The organism is Pseudomonas fluorescens (assembly GCF_902497875.1).
Lineage (GTDB): Bacteria > Pseudomonadota > Gammaproteobacteria > Pseudomonadales > Pseudomonadaceae > Aquipseudomonas > Aquipseudomonas fluorescens_BR.
Genome location: NZ_CABVHY010000010.1, coordinates 113232 through 126026, shown reverse-complemented (window position 1 = coordinate 126026; position 12795 = coordinate 113232). Strand labels below are relative to the sequence as shown.

At 59.6% G+C, this 12795-nt stretch carries 10 protein-coding genes; 4 read left to right on the top strand and 6 right to left on the bottom strand.

Translation table 11 applies throughout. The features are described from left to right. Positions 1-3: 3 nt before the first annotated feature. The gene (locus F8N85_RS12135; protein ID WP_150803853.1) at positions 4-360 is read right to left on the bottom strand and encodes an NADH:ubiquinone oxidoreductase; all 357 of its coding nucleotides are present in this window, start codon (positions 358-360) and stop codon (positions 4-6) included. 27 nt (positions 361-387) lie between these two features. On the opposite strand from F8N85_RS12135, the gene F8N85_RS12130 reads away from it, so the two are divergent. After that, the gene (locus F8N85_RS12130; RefSeq protein ID WP_150803852.1) at positions 388-1350 is read left to right on the top strand and encodes a CobW-like GTP-binding protein; all 963 of its coding nucleotides are present in this window, start codon (positions 388-390) and stop codon (positions 1348-1350) included. A 24-nt stretch (positions 1351-1374) separates the two neighbouring features. Here the strand turns inward: F8N85_RS12130 and F8N85_RS12125 are convergent, their stop codons facing one another. Continuing rightward, complete coding sequence (locus tag F8N85_RS12125) at positions 1375-1767, bottom strand: DUF3301 domain-containing protein (RefSeq protein WP_150803851.1); 393 nt, start codon at positions 1765-1767, stop codon at positions 1375-1377. A gap of 116 nt (positions 1768-1883) precedes the next feature. On the opposite strand from F8N85_RS12125, the gene pdxY reads away from it, so the two are divergent. Then, complete coding sequence (pdxY, locus tag F8N85_RS12120) at positions 1884-2756, top strand: pyridoxal kinase PdxY (protein ID WP_150803850.1); 873 nt, start codon at positions 1884-1886, stop codon at positions 2754-2756. A gap of 194 nt (positions 2757-2950) precedes the next feature. Here the strand turns inward: pdxY and F8N85_RS12115 are convergent, their stop codons facing one another. Further along, positions 2951-3445 carry an acyl-CoA thioesterase gene (locus F8N85_RS12115; RefSeq protein ID WP_150803849.1) on the bottom strand — a complete coding sequence of 165 codons (495 nt, stop codon included), beginning with the start codon at positions 3443-3445 and terminating at the stop codon, positions 2951-2953. Between the two features lie 297 nt (positions 3446-3742). On the opposite strand from F8N85_RS12115, the gene F8N85_RS12110 reads away from it, so the two are divergent. Continuing rightward, positions 3743-5506, top strand: a complete 1764-nt coding sequence (locus tag F8N85_RS12110) for a cation:proton antiporter (RefSeq protein ID WP_150803848.1) — start codon at positions 3743-3745, stop codon at positions 5504-5506. Between the two features lie 38 nt (positions 5507-5544). Here the strand turns inward: F8N85_RS12110 and F8N85_RS12105 are convergent, their stop codons facing one another. The 3 genes from F8N85_RS12105 to uvrD form a co-directional block, all read right to left on the bottom strand. Beyond that, complete coding sequence (locus F8N85_RS12105; RefSeq protein ID WP_150803847.1) at positions 5545-5952, bottom strand: SMI1/KNR4 family protein; 408 nt, start codon at positions 5950-5952, stop codon at positions 5545-5547. Positions 5953-6091: 139 nt separating this feature from the next. Continuing rightward, positions 6092-6970 carry a Tim44 domain-containing protein gene (locus F8N85_RS12100; RefSeq protein ID WP_150803846.1) on the bottom strand — a complete coding sequence of 293 codons (879 nt, stop codon included), beginning with the start codon at positions 6968-6970 and terminating at the stop codon, positions 6092-6094. A 388-nt stretch (positions 6971-7358) separates the two neighbouring features. Then, positions 7359-9542: a DNA helicase II gene (uvrD, locus tag F8N85_RS12095; protein ID WP_150803845.1), complete on the bottom strand. Its 2184-nt coding sequence runs from the start codon at positions 9540-9542 to the stop codon at positions 7359-7361. Between the two features lie 246 nt (positions 9543-9788). Here uvrD and F8N85_RS12090 point away from each other — a divergent pair, with 246 nt between their 5' ends. Continuing rightward, positions 9789-12671: a putative bifunctional diguanylate cyclase/phosphodiesterase gene (locus F8N85_RS12090; RefSeq protein ID WP_150803844.1), complete on the top strand. Its 2883-nt coding sequence runs from the start codon at positions 9789-9791 to the stop codon at positions 12669-12671. The last annotated feature ends 124 nt before the right edge of the window (positions 12672-12795 follow it).

The following is a 12795-nucleotide window of genomic DNA, read 5'->3' as shown; positions in this document are numbered from 1 at the left end:
CACTCAAGGTTTCAGCCATTTGCCCTGGCTCTGGCTTTCGCAGAATGGCTGCAAGTAGGCCGCATCGGTCGCCACGCCGTAATAGTGAATATCCTGCCGGTAAGGCATATTGGCCACTTGGGCGTTGCTGCAAACGCCGAAGGCGCCGGCGGGACATTGCTCGGTGAACGTAACGTCGACTTTTTGGCCGGCGAGTTTGGGTTGGCAGAAGCCGTCGTTGAACAGTTTTTCCGGGATGTTGCGGTTTTGCTGGCAGACTTGGACATCGAGTCGGTCTGCCTGGCTGTGGACCACACAGGCCTGGGCCAGCACCTCGCCGGAGCTGAGCGCCAATAGCAGTGGCAAGCAATTCACCCGCATCCTTCACCTCCTTAGAAACTGTTGAACATGCTGCAGAATATTCCTACCCATGTCATTGCCGGGCCGCTTGGCGCCGGCAAGACCAGTCTGATCAAGCATCTGTTGGCGCAGCGGCCGGCCCATGAGCGCTGGGCGGTGCTGATCAATGAGTTTGGTCAGATCGGCCTGGATGCTGCGCTGCTGACTCAGGATGCCGATGGTATCGCGCTGGGGGAAGTCGCCGGCGGTTGTTTGTGTTGTGTGAATGGCGCGCCGTTCCAGGTCGGACTGGGTCGCTTGTTGCGTAAGGCGAGACCCGACCGGCTGTTTATCGAACCCTCCGGGTTGGGTCATCCGGGACAGTTGCTCAAGCAACTGCGAGAAGCGCCGTGGCAAGGCGTGCTGGCGGTCCAGCCGTGTGTGTTGGTGCTTGATGCCCAGGCACTGGCCGCCGGAAAACCACTGCCTGCGGCGCAGCAGGAGGCGTTGGCCAGCGCGGGTCTGGTGTTGCTGAACAAGGACGAGCAGCTCAGCGACGCGGATCGCCAGCGGATCATAAAACAGTTACCAAATTGTCCGGTGTACTGGACACAGCAGGCTACTTTGCCGCTGGCCGAATTGCCCGGCGTACAGTCTCAAGCACATGCAGCTGTGGATAACTTCACCGCGCCCAAAGGCCTGGCGCAGATGCCAGCTGTCTGGGCTGATCCGACACTACCGATTTGCCTGAACCAGCAACAGGAGGGTGGCTGGAGCATCGGCTGGCGCTGGCATCCCAGTCAGCAATTCCAGGCAAGGCAGCTACAGCAATGGCTTGAACGCCTCGATTGGCAAAGGGCCAAGCTGGTTATCCACAGCACCGATGGCTGGATTTCTGCCAATGCAGTGGATAACGCGGACCTGCACTGGCAACCCAGCGAATGGCGGCGTGATTCTCGAATCGAGTTGATTTTCAGCGAGCCGCAGGACGCGCAGGGGCTACAAAAGGCCTTGGCAGCGTGCAAGGCATAAAAAACACTATCTACGCCGACCGCTTCAACTGCGCCACTTGTTATGTTCCTGGCGCCACTGGCTCAATTCGATCACTTCGGCACTCGGCGTCGGATTCTTGACCTCGAACGGGTAGGGCGCCAGCTCGATTTGTGCGCTGTGGGCGCCGAACTGGGTAATGGTGCCGCTGTGGCGAGTTTCGCCGGTCACGGTGAATTCGAAATTATAGATGCGGGCCAGGCGCCGACGACCGTTGGCATCCTTGACGAAACCGATCCGTTTCAACGCGACGTTGCCGTCCAGCAACTCGATATCGAGCTTGGCGCAATGTTGCTTGACCCGCTCCAGCGCCCGCTCTCGCAAGCCGTGGTTGTGCCACAGCCAGGCGCCGCCGGTGGCCAGCAGCATCAGCACGAAGATATTTCCCAGGGTCAGCATGAACGAGCGCTCCAACAAAGTAGTGTCAGCTTAACTGCGTCTTTGGTCTGTCGTACAGGATGTGTTTAGTCGCATACTGCGCGGCTCGAATTTCAATCGGTTTACGGAAATCTCGCATGAAACGTACACCCCATCTGCTTGCCATTCAGTCCCATGTGGTATTCGGCCATGCCGGCAACAGCGCCGCTGTGTTTCCGATGCAGCGGGTCGGGGTGAATGTCTGGCCGCTCAACACCGTGCAGTTCTCTAACCATACTCAATACGGTCAATGGACGGGAGAGGTATTGGCACCGCAGCAGATTCCGGCACTGGTGGAAGGGATCGCGGCGATTGGCGAATTGGGTAACTGCGATGCGGTGTTGTCTGGTTACCTGGGCAGCGCGGCTCAGGGCCGGGCGATCCTCACAGGGGTAGCGCGGATCAAGTCGATCAATCCCAAGGCCCTGTACCTGTGTGACCCGGTGATGGGGCATCCGGAAAAAGGCTGCAGCGTGCCGGCTGAGGTCAGTGACTTCCTGCTGGAAGAAGCTGCGGCGATGGCTGACTTCATATGCCCGAATCAACTGGAACTGGACAGCTTCTCCAGGCGCAAGCCGAAGTCGTTGTTCGATTGCCTGGCCATGGCGCGAGCGCTATTGGCCCGTGGCCCGAAGGCGGTGCTGGTCAAGCATCTGGATTATCCCGGCAAGCTGCCCGACTGCTTCGAGATGTTGCTGGTGACCGCCGAGGGTAGCTGGCACTTGCGGCGGCCGTTGCTGGCTTTCCCGCGCCAACCGGTGGGCGTCGGCGACCTTACGTCCGGCCTGTTCCTCGCTCGGGTGCTGTTGGGCGACAGCCTGCTGGCGGCCTTCGAGTTCGCCGCGGCGGCGGTGCACGAAGTGCTGCTGGAAACCCAGGCTTGCGCCAGCTACGAACTCGAACTGGTACGCGCCCAGGACCGGATTGCCCACCCGCGAGTGCGGTTCGAGGCGACAGCAATCAGCCTCTGAGCCGAGATAAATAGATCCCCAGTCTGGCGATCACCTTGTGGCGAGGGGGCTTGCCCCCGCTGGGCTGCGAAGCGGCCCTAAACCCTGCAACTGCGTTTCGTCAGTAAAACCCGTCAGCCGGATTACGACTGCTTCGCCCGAGCGCGGACCGGCCGACGGGGGCAAGCCCCCTCGCCACAGGTAGGTGTTCGTCCTTACTGACTGCCCTCAGGCTCCGCCTTGATGTCCTGATAACGCTTTTCCAACTCCTGGCGGATCTGCCGACGCTGCTTGGCCTGGATGAACCGGCGATGGTCTTCGCTGGTTACCGGCTGCAGTTGTGGCACGACCGCGGGTTTACGCTGGTCGTCGACCGCGACCATGGTGAAAAAGCAGCTATTGGTGTGGCGCACCGAGCGTTCGCGAATATTCTCCGTCACCACTTTGATCCCCACCTCCATCGAGGTGTTGCCGGTGTAGTTGACCGACGCGAGGAAGGTCACCAGCTCACCGACATGGATCGGCTCACGGAAGATCACCTGATCCACTGACAGGGTCACCACATAGCGCCCGGCAAAGCGGCTGGCGCAGGCATAAGCGACTTCGTCGAGGTACTTGAGCAGGGTACCGCCGTGGACATTGCCAGAGAAGTTGGCCATGTCGGGGGTCATCAGTACTGTCATCGACAGCTGGGCGTTTCCGGGTTCCATAGCACACTCACGGTTCTAGGCAGGGATTGCAGGAGGCACCTCTGCGGGCGCTTGATGACTTTTTAAAAACCACTCCTTACCGGACGCTGCGCTTGTGGCCGCCGTCACGCCCGGATCGATCTGTTTCCATATATTGCACCGCCTTTCTCCCGGAAGTCGCGGTGTTACCCTTCAAAAGCCTGGGTAAAAGGCATTTTCCTACCGACACAAGAGAATTCTATCTGGCTCAATCAGACCTTTGCTGACGCCTGGGTGATTGAGCAACAGCTTCAGCACGCACCCAAGGAGTCCCACCCCATGCATGCCATCAGTTTTATTCAGGATCTGGCAGTGATCATGTTGGTCGCGGGTGTGGTGACCATTCTTTTTCACCGGTTCAAGCAACCGGTGGTGCTCGGTTATATCGTCGCCGGGTTCATCATCGGCCCGTACACCCCTCCATTCAGCCTTATCCACGACGAAGACACGATCAAGACGCTTGCCGAACTCGGGGTGATCTTACTGATGTTCTGCCTGGGTCTGGAATTCAGCTTGCGCAAGTTGTTCAAGGTCGGAGCCACGGCGTTTATCGCGGCCTTTCTCGAAATCGTGCTGATGATCTGGATCGGCTATGAAATCGGTCGTTGGTTCGATTGGAACACCATGGACTCGCTGTTCCTCGGCGCAATTCTGGCGATCTCCTCGACCACCATCATCGTCAAGGCGCTTAACGATCTGAAGATGAAGAACCAGCGCTTTGCGCAGTTGATCTTCGGCGTGTTGATCGTCGAAGACATTCTCGGGATCGGCATCATCGCGTTGCTGTCGAGCATTGCGGTCAGCGGGACGGTCAGTTCCGGCGAAGTGTTTTCCACAGTCGGCAAGCTTACCTTGTTCATGATTGTTGCCCTGGTCATCGGCATTCTGCTGGTACCCCGGCTGCTGGCCTATGTGGCCAAGTTCGAAAGCGACGAGATGCTACTGATCACTGTGCTGGGCCTGTGTTTCGGCTTCTGCCTGCTGGTGGTCAAACTGGAATACAGCATGGTGCTGGGGGCATTCCTGATCGGCGCGATCATGGCAGAATCCCGGCAGTTGGTGAAAATAGAGCGACTGATCGAACCAGTTCGCGACATGTTCAGCGCAATATTTTTCGTCGCCATCGGTTTGATGCTCGATCCACAGATCCTGCTGCAATACGCTTGGCCGATCGCGGTGATCACGGTCGCCGTGGTGCTGGGCAAAATGCTGTCCTGCGGGCTGGGCGCGTTTATCGCCGGCAATGACGGACGCACCTCACTGCGGGTCGGCATGGGTCTTTCGCAAATTGGCGAGTTCTCTTTCATCATCGCCGCCCTGGGCATGACCTTGCAGGTCACCAGCGACTTTCTTTATCCGGTGGCGGTGGCCGTGTCGGTGTTAACGACGTTGATGACCCCCTACCTGATTCGCGCGGCCGACCCGTTGTCGCTGAAGCTTGCGGCGGTGATGCCACAAAGTCTGGCTCGTGTACTGGGGATGTATGGCGAATGGCTGCGCAGCATCCAGCCCCATGGGGAGGGTGCGCTGCTGGCGAAAATGATTCGACGGATCCTGCTACAAGTGGGGGTCAATCTGGCGCTGGTGATGGCGATCTTTTTATCCGGCGGTTTTTTCGCCGAGCGCCTTGGCGGTTATCTTCAAGGCTGGATCAGCAATCCCGGTTGGCAGAAGGGATTGATCTGGGGCGGCGCGCTGCTGCTGTCATTGCCGTTCCTGATCGCCGCGTATCGCAAGCTCAAGGCCTTGTCGATGCTGTTGGCGGAGATGGGGGTGAAACCGGAGATGGCAGGGCGTCATACCCAGCGCGTGCGGCGAGTGATTGCCGAGTTGATACCGATTCTATCGTTGCTGGTGATCTTTGTGCTGCTGGCGGCCTTGTCGTCGAGCATCCTGCCGACCAACGAACTGTTGATAGTGATTGCCGTCGTTGCGGCGGCGGTCGCGGCGCTGCTGTGGCGCTGGTTTATCCGAGTGCATACGCGGATGCAGGTCGCCCTGTTGGAAACCCTGGATAACCACAAGGACTCGGGCGAGCATTGAGGACCGCTCCAGCTTGAGGCTGGAGCGGGCTCGCGGTATCAGCTTTCCAGCCAGACGTCTCGCGCCCAGTGCCAAACCGATTCCCAGGTTTCTTCGGTGACCAGCTCTTCTTCGGCCGACCACAACACTACGGTGCCGTCTTCCTCGACGCAGTAGTAATCGTCACCGTCCTGGCAGATCGGGATCAATTCCCGGGGAACACCAGCGTCCCAGGCGTTGGCGGCCACCTCGGGCAGGTAGGTATGGGACTGGGGGTCCGTAACGGTTACCGGCTCCAGGCTGCCATAGACGACATCGCTGACGGTCAGCAGGAATTCCTTGAAGACAAAGGGAATGTCGATGAACAGCTGTTCTTCGATCTCCACCAGTAGATCTTCATCTGGCAGTTCCAACGGGACCGGCACAGGTTCATTTTTTTCACGCAGTTCTTCAATGACTTCTTCCACGACCTCAATCCTCTTGCTCTATGGCGCGGTTTGTATGGGGCGGTTTATACAGTAGCTCGGTATAAGTGCAACCGTGAAATAGAAAACCCCAGCCTAGGCTGGGGTTTTTGTTTCAACATACTCAACGCAGAGCTTGGGATCAGCCGTTCTGGCGGATACCTGCAACCAGCCATGGCTGGTTTTCGCCTTGAGGGCGTTCCATGTTCCAGCTTTCGTTGAACACTTCGCCCTGGTCGAAGCGCGAAGTTTTCGACACGCCGCTGAAGGTCAGGGTGGCGACGGTCTTGTCGGAGCGATCATCCACGCCGTCCAGTTGTACATTGAGGTTATCAATGTAAGTGGACTGGAAGCCTTCGCCCAGATCGGCACGTTCCTTTTTCAGGAACTCCAGCAGCTGTGGCGTGACGAATTCGGCGATCTTGTCCATTTCGTTGGCGTCCCAGTGCTGTTGCAGGGACTGGAAGTGGCTGCGCGCCGCTTCAATGAAGCGCTCTTCGTTGAACCAGGCCGGTGCGTTGATCACCGGACGAACGGCTGCTGGTGCGGCCGAACCACCGAAGATCGAGCCTTGAGCCGGTTTTTGTTCGAACACTTCACGCTGCATCGGTGCGTGGCCAGCTGGAGCCATGTGCGCTTGCTGCTTGCGGCGACGAGCGGCAATGAAACGGAAGATCAGGAAGGCGATGACCGCCATGATCAGGATGTCGAAGATCTGCATGCCCTGGAAGCCGTCGCCCATGAACATGGAGGCCAGCAGGCCACCGGCGGCGATGCCGGCCAGAGGGCCGAGCCAGCGCGAAGCACCGCCAGCTTTTGCGGCAGCGCCTGCGGCACCGGCAGCCCCGGCGGTAGCGGCTGCAGAGCCGGCACCGGTGGAGGACGGAGCCATTTGGCTAGTCTGGTGCGTCGGCGCGGCGCCGGCGCTTTTACCGCCACCAAAGCGCTTGGCGGCGTTGGCCTCGAGGCTCATCGTCAGGCCGATGCACAACGCCATGGCGATGCTAAGAAAACGTTTCATAAAGGGAATTCCCATTTGTGGATGGCACTCGTGCCATGTTGCACAGGTGAGGTGTTGCTGGCTAGCGGCAGAGTGTTTCGGGCTTTTGCTTGGCCATCTGTGAAAAAAAGCAGTTGGCGGCGTAAGGCCGGTAATGTTTGGGCCGTAGGCCAGTTGGATAAGTTCTGTAGGAATGTGACTGATATTGGTCCGCGGCGTACAAAATCAAGGCCAGGCAGACCAATGTCACTGCGGGAGTCCCTGTGCCGCGCCTTCAATCAGATCAACCTGTGGGAGCGGGCTTGCTCGCGATGGCAGCAGCGCGGTTTATCAGATGCACCGCGTTATCGTTCATCGTCGGATCGCCGTACGGAGCAAGCCCGCACCCACATAAGTCTTCAGGCAGTCTTTAGACGGCTTCCAGCTTGGCATAACCCATCATCAGCCACTTGCTGCCTTCGCTGAAGTTCACCTGGACCCGTGCCTGAGCGCCGGCGCCTTCGAAGTTAAGGATCACCCCCTCGCCGAAGACCGAGTGTCGTACCTGCTGGCCAAGGCTGAAAGCGGTTTCCGGGATCTCGGTGCCGCTGAACATGCTGCTCGAACTTTGCTTCTGGCCGCCGCCGAACGGTCGGCTGACGCTATTGGACAGCCGCACTTCCTGAATCAACCCTTTTGGTACTTCGCGTACGAAGCGGGAAACCTTGTTGTAGGTTTCGCTGCCGTACAGGCGTCGGGTCTCGGCATAGGTCATCACCAGGTTTTGCATGGCCCGGGTGATGCCCACATAGGCCAGACGGCGTTCTTCTTCCAGGCGACCCGGTTCTTCCAGGCTCATCTTGTGCGGGAACAAGCCTTCTTCCATGCCCACCAGGAACACATAAGGGAATTCCAGGCCTTTGGCGCTGTGCAGCGTCATCAGCTGAATGCTGTCTTCGTGTTCGTCGGCCTGGGTATCGCCGGCTTCCAGCGACGCGTGGCCAAGGAAAGCCGCCAGTGGCGACAGATCGGCGTCTTCTTCGGCGTTTTCGAAGTTGCGTGCGGCGCTGACCAGTTCCTCAAGGTTTTCTACCCGAGCCTGGCCTTTCTCGCCTTTTTCCGCCTCGTGGTAGGCAATCAGCCCCGACTGCTCGATGACCGTCTGGGTCATCAGGTGCAGTGGCATGTCCACGGTTTTCGCCGCGAGGTTCTCGATCAGTTCGACGAACGCCCCCAGAGCGCCGGCTGCGCGACCGGTCAGGCCTTTATTGGCCACCAGCAGGCGCATCGCTTCCCACATCGACACATCGCTGTGGCGCGCGTGTTCGCGGATCGCTTCGACGGTTTTCTCGCCGATGCCACGGGCCGGGACGTTGATCACCCGCTCCAGCGCTGCATCGTTGCCGCGACCTTCGAGCAAACGCAGGTAGGCCATGGCGTTCTTGATTTCTGCACGTTCGAAGAAGCGCTGGCCGCCGTAGATCCGGTAAGGAATGCGTTCGCGCAACAACGCTTCTTCCAGGACCCGGGATTGGGCGTTGGAGCGATACAAAATGGCGATATCGCTGCGAGCCAGGCCGGTTTTCAGGGCGCTTTCGATGGTTTCCACCACATAGCGCGCTTCATCGTGTTCGTTGAAGGCTGCGTACAGGTTGATCGCTTCGCCTTCGCCGCCCTCGGTCCACAACTCTTTGCCCAGACGCCCGGTGTTGTTGGCGATCAAGGCGTTGGCGGCCTTGAGGATCCCGGCGGTGGAACGGTAATTCTGTTCCAGGCGAATGGTTTCGGCGTCCGGGAAGTCTTCGGAATATTGGTGGATGTTTTCGATTTTCGCGCCACGCCAGCCGTAGATCGACTGGTCGTCATCGCCAACCACCATCAGGCTGTCGCCGCCCTTGGCCAGCAGACGCAACCAGGCGTACTGCACGGCGTTGGTGTCCTGGAACTCGTCCACCAGCACATGGCGGAAACGCTTTTGATAGTGCGCCAGCAAGCCCGGGTGGTCGCGCCACAGATCGAGGGCGCGCAGCAGCAACTCGGAGAAGTCGATCACCCCGGCACGTTGGCAGGCGGCCTCATAGGCTTCATAGATGCTGCGCATGGTGGCCAGGAACAGATCGCCGCTGGCTTGAATGTGTTGTGGGCGCAGACCTTCGTCTTTCTGCCCGTTGATGAACCACTGAGCCTGACGGGCCGGCCAGCGTTGCTCGTCCAGCCCCAGCTCGCGGATCACTCGCTTGACCAGCCGTTGCTGGTCGTCGCTGTCGAGGATCTGGAAGGTCTGGCTGAGCCCTGCTTCCTGCCAGTGCGCGCGCAACAGGCGGTGCGCCAGGCCGTGGAAGGTGCCAACCCACATGCCGGCCGGGCTGATGCCCAGCAACTGCTCGATGCGATGACGCATCTCGGCAGCGGCCTTGTTGGTGAAGGTCACCGACAGGATCGAGTGTGACGAGGCCTGCTCGACCTGGATCATCCAGGCGATGCGGTGCACCAGCACACGGGTTTTACCGGAACCAGCACCGGCCAGGACCAACTGACGACCCACGGAGGCAGCTACGGCCTGGCGTTGGGCATCGTTGAGGGAGTTCAGCAGAAGGGAGAGATCATCGCGCATTGGAGCATTCTAGGGTGCCGGACCACCCCGGGCAAACCGAGCGTTGGTTTAGCCGATAAAAAGAACCGCAGGGACGACCGGTCAGTCATTGGCTGCAGGCATTGGCGGGGCTCGCTCGAGCGGTCTGGTGCGGGGCTTGGGGGCTATTTGTTTTGTGGTTTTAATGATCTGGAACAGTTTGGTCCGAGCAGTTGCTTGTGTATGCTCGCTCGACGTTTCGGGCTCACCATTATAAGAATACTGCCTATGACACTCAGCACTAGCCTGGCCGGCCCCCCTGTGGAGCCACGGGTTATACGCAAGCACTACGCCGTGGAGATGGCGGTCGAACGCACGCGTCTGCTTTACCAGGGCTCGCTGCTGCCGACGTTATTCATGTTGCTCAATGGTCTGGTCTGCGCCTGGTTACTCTGGAGCCCGCAGCGCTCGTTGCTGGTCAGCATTTGGCTGGTCTGGCTACTGACGCTGGTCGCTATGCGAATCATCCAGGTCGCGGCGTTCGATTCGGCGATACCGGGTCGCCAGGCAAAGCCGATCTGGCAGCGAATGTTCTGGCTCGGCTCGGCCATGAGCGGCTTGACCCTGGCCGGCGCCGGCATCGCCCTGGTGCCCACCGACAGTTTCCTGGAACAAGCCTGGGTCTTCGGCCTGATCGGTGCGGCGACGTTGTCGGCCAGCATCGCTTATGCCGTCAGTCTGCCGGCATTCCTGTCCTTTACGCTGCCGTGCCTGTTGCCGGCGATCGGCTTTTTGTTCTGGGGGGGCGACGAACAACAGCAAGGCTGGGGCTGGCTGGGGCTGATCCTGCTGGGCTCCTTGAGCGTTGTTGCCTGGCAGGTCAATCGGTTGATCCAGCGGGGTTTGCTCCGACGCTTCCAGAACCAGGCGTTGATCGAGCATCTGCAGCAGGCCCAAAGCCGCAGCGAGCAGCTCAATCAGGAACTGGCCCGGGAAATCGTGCAGCGGCGCTGTGCCGAAGAGCAATTGCGTGAGGCTCAAGTGGGTCTGGAAAGTCGCGTGGCGCAGCGCAGCCTGGAGCTGGATGCGGCGAACCAGGCCTTGAGCAAAAGCGAAGCGCGTCTGGACCTGGCGTTAAAGGCCAGTGAGCTAGGCCTGTGGGACTGGAATCTGCAAACCGACGAGGTCCATCACACGCGGATCAAGGAGCTGTTTGGCCTGGGTCCTGAGGACGTGACGGCAATGCTCAGCCATCTCAAGCCGCGTTTGCATCCGCAGGACCTGCCGCCACTCAAGCACGCCCTGGTCGAGCACTTGAAAGGTCGCACCGAGGATTACCAGATCGAATACCGTGTGCGCCATGGCGATGGGCACTGGGTGTGGATCGAGGACCGTGGGCGAGCCGTGGAGCGCAGCAAGAGCGGTCGGGTGATCCGTATGGTTGGCACTCGGCGTGACATCAGCACCAGCAAGGAGCTGGAAGAACAGCGCCAACTGGCGGCCACGGTATTCGAGGCAGCCAGCGAAGGCATCGTGATTTTCGACCCTGATTACGCCTTGATCGCAGTGAATCAAGCCTTCAGCCGGGTCACCGGCTATCAGATCGAGGACTTGCTGGGGCGCAATGTCGTCGAGTTACCCTGTAGTCGTGATGCGCGCCGGCACTACAAGGCGATACATCAGGCGCTGGAGCAACGCGGCAGTTGGCAGGGCGAGCTGGTCGAGGCTCGCAAGAGCGGCGAGTTGTATCCGCAATGGCTGCAGCTGAATGTCGTGCGCGATGTGCGCGGAAATGTCAGCCATATTGTGGGCTTCTTCGCCGATCTCTCAGCCAGACGTGAATCAGAAGAACGGATGCGCTACCTGACCCATTACGATGAGCTCACCGGCCTGGCCAATCGCTCACTGTTCCGCGAGCGGCTGAATGAAGCCCATCAGCGGGTACGCCAGGGTGGCCGCAGCCTGGCGTTGCTGCACATCAATCTGGACCGTTTCAAGTTGCTCAATGACAGCCTGGGGCATGAGGTCGCCGACCAGTTGCTGCAGAAGATGGCGCGGCGGCTGGTCAACGCACTGCCGGAGGCCGACACCATTGCGCGTCTATCCGGCGATGAGTTTGCGGTGCTGTTCGACGCCTATGCCAACCTGTCCAGCCTGGCGCGGGTGGCGACCCGGCTGGCAACCAAGCTGCGCTTGCCATTGACGGTGGATGGGTATGAGTTGGTGGTCAGTGCATCGATGGGCATCAGCATGTTGCCGGACAACGCGCGAGAGATTTCGGCACTGCTCAGCCAGTCGAACATCGCCATGCAACATGCCAAGCACCTGGGTGGTAACAACTTCCAGTTCTACACCGAGAGCCTGCAAGCCTGCACCCTGGAGCGCCTGCAGCTGGAAAACCAACTGCGCAAGGCCATCGAAGACCGGCAGTTGAAGGTGTTCTACCAACCAAAACTATGCCTGGCAACCGGCCGGTTGAATGCCGCCGAGGCCCTGGTGCGCTGGGACCACCCGACCATGGGCCGGGTGCCGCCAGGCGACTTTATCGGCCTGGCCGAAGAAACCGGTCTGATCGGTCCGATCGGCGAGTTCGTGCTGCGTCAGGCCTGCTGGCAAGCCTGCGAATGGCAACGCCAAGGGCTGGAGCCGATTCGGGTTTCGGTCAATCTGTCAGTGCATCAATTGCGTCAGGGCAAACTGGTCAGTCTGGTTCGCCAGGTGCTGGAGGAAACCGGGCTTGCGCCGCACTACCTTGAATTGGAACTGACCGAAAGCCAGCTGCTGGACAGCGTCGAGCACATCATCGCGACCTTCCAGCAACTGCGTGATCTGGGGGTGAAACTGGCAATTGACGACTTTGGTACCGGGTATTCGTCGTTGAGCTACCTCAAGCGCATTCCGGTGGACTACGTGAAAATCGACCAGGCGTTCATACGTGGCCTGGCCGAAGGTAGCGAAGACGCGGCGATCACCAGGGCGATCATTGCCATGGCCCATGGATTGTCGCTCAAGGTGGTGGCTGAAGGCGTCGAGCGCGTGGAGCAGCTGGAATTTCTCAAGGCCGAACGGTGCGATGAGGTGCAGGGCTATCTCATCAGTCGCCCCGTAGAAGCGGATGACCTGGCTGAACTGTTGCGAACAGGTACGGGTTCCTTCGCAGTGGCTACATAGAGTGCGCCCGGCCAAAACCGGGGGCACTAAGGTGATTCAGTTACGCATTGGACGGGCAAAATGCCCATTCATGTAGTATAACTACAAGCGTGCTACATCCCTGGCATCTGCCCATAACAATGAG